The organism is Ferruginibacter sp. (assembly GCF_031430955.1).
Taxonomy (GTDB): Bacteria; Bacteroidota; Bacteroidia; order Chitinophagales; family Chitinophagaceae; genus Ferruginibacter.
In genome coordinates, this window is sequence record NZ_JANPCM010000160.1 from 1 (window position 1) to 2,089 (window position 2,089).

General features: G+C 37.5%; 3 protein-coding genes. 2 read left to right on the forward strand and 1 reads right to left on the reverse strand.

What is annotated here, in order from left to right:
* Together ACY65O_RS04275 and ACY65O_RS04280 are read left to right on the forward strand one after the other, a co-directional pair.
* On the forward strand, positions 1-675 hold a 675-nt coding region (locus tag ACY65O_RS04275), incomplete at its 5' end, for a Gfo/Idh/MocA family oxidoreductase (protein WP_462219610.1).
* A 108-nt stretch (positions 676-783) separates the two neighbouring features.
* Positions 784-1,497 (forward strand): 3-keto-disaccharide hydrolase, encoded by a 714-nt coding sequence (locus tag ACY65O_RS04280; RefSeq protein ID WP_462219611.1) that lies wholly within the window; start codon positions 784-786, stop codon positions 1,495-1,497.
* A gap of 40 nt (positions 1,498-1,537) precedes the next feature.
* Here the strand turns inward: ACY65O_RS04280 and ACY65O_RS04285 are convergent.
* A partial coding sequence (locus tag ACY65O_RS04285) for a fibronectin type III-like domain-contianing protein (RefSeq protein ID WP_462219612.1) occupies positions 1,538-2,089 on the reverse strand: 552 nt, incomplete at its 5' end.

Below are 2,089 nucleotides of genomic sequence, written 5' to 3' on the forward strand. Positions count from 1 at the left end.
GAAGGTTTTTGGGCACGCCATTCTCCCACCGGTGCATGGCAATATCCAATACCTGCAGATGCATCAGCAGCAACAGTGGATTGGGAAACTTATATCAGCAATACCAACAAACGGTCATTTGATGCCACTCGTTTTTTCAGGTGGAGGAATTATAAAGATTATGGTACCGGAATGTCGGGGGATCTTTTTGTTCACCTTTTTTCAAGCCTGCATTTTATTACAAATTCATTTGGACCCAATAAAGTATATGCTGCAGGTGGCTTACGGTACTGGAAAGACGGACGGGAAGTGCCCGATGTATTACTGGGTACTTTTGATTATCCGCAAAGTGCGGCACATGCGCCTTTTAATCTTTCGCTGCGTTGCAATTTTGTTGATGGTACCAGCGGCACTACTTATTTAAAACTGGTAGGCAGCGAAGGCTCGATGGATGTTACCTGGGACAGTGTTACTTTAAAAAGAAATAAAACTATTGAATCGGATGATCCTTTTTACATTGAGCAAATGAAAAAAGCAGGCACACCTGTTAGCGACCGTAAAAGAATTTTGGCTCCGGAAGAATATACTTTTGCAGCAGAAAAAGATTACAATGGTGGACCCTACGATCATTTTGTAAACTTTTTTAATGCCATACGCAATGGCGGAAAAGTAACTGAAGATGCCGTGTTGGGATAACGGGCCGCAGCGCCGGCATTATTATGTAATGACAGCTACAACCAGGATACGGCCATATTATGGAACCCGGAAAATATGCAATTAGTAAAAAAATAAAAACGAATGAATATGAAAAATAAAATTTTAAAAACCATAGGTATATTTTTTTTAATTATTACCGCTGTGTCCTTTACCGTTACAACTTATACTATGGAAACACCTAAAGGAAAATGGGTAAGCCTTTTTGATGGTAAAACTTTAAAGGGCTGGCATGGATTTAATAAAACCGGCACTATACAAAACTGGACCATTGAAGATGGAGCAATGGTATGCCTTGGCGCTGCCGCCGATGCACATGGCGGTGATATTGTTACAGACGAAGCATTCGAAAATTTTGAATTAAAATGGGAATGGAAAATCAGTAAAGCAGGAAATAGTGGTGTGATGTACCATGTGGTGGAGGGTGCAAAATATGAGGCTCCTTACCAAACCGGCCCCGAATATCAATTGATTGATGATATTGGATTTCCGCAAAAATTAGAAGACTGGCAAAAAACCGGCGCCGATTATGCCATGAATTTAACCAACAAAAAGAAAAAATTAAAACCTGTTGGCCAATGGAATACCAGTAAAATTATTTTTAATAAAGGCCATGCAGAGCATTGGCTGAACGGCCAGAAAATTGTGGAGTTCCAGGCATGGGATGCGGCATGGACAAAGAAAAAAACAGAAGGCAAATGGAAAGATTTTCCTGATTATGGATCAGCAAAAAAAGGATTGATCGCTTTACAGGATCATGGCCAAAAAGCTTATTTTAAAAATATTATGATTAAAGTTTTATAATGTTTAATTTTAAAAGTTGCGGCTATTATTATTTACAAATTTATTGTACCGCTAATATTCCCTGTAATCTAATATCACTGCTTGAAGCTCCAATCATAATACGAAATTGCCCTGCTTCCACCACTGGTTGCAAATTAGCATTTAACATAGTAAGTAATTCGGGAGTTATAGTAAAATTGATTTTTTTACTTTCGCCAGCTTTTAAATGTATTCTTTCAAAACCTTTTAAATCCATAACTGGCCTGGTTACAGATGAAAGCAAATCTTTAATGTATAATTGCACCACTTCGTCACCATTTTTTTTACCAATATTTTTTACTGTACAACTAACTATTACAGTGTCGGTTGTTTTAATATTATTTTTCGAAAAAGCAATGTCACTATATTTAAAATTGGTATAACTTAATCCATAACCAAACGGGAATTGCGGATAGCCACTTAAATTATTATAATCATCGCCTCGTCCTGTAGGTTTATGATTATATACTAAAGGCAACTGACCTTCGTGCAAAGGAAAAGTTATAGGTAATCTTCCTGCCGGGTTATAGTTACCCAATAAAACATCAGCAATACTATTCCCAGCTTCTTCTCC

Coding starts and splice junctions, on each gene's coding strand:
- ACY65O_RS04280 (WP_462219611.1), top strand. CDS start 784: ATGAAAAATAAAATTTTAAAAACCATAGGTATATTTTTTTTAATTATT.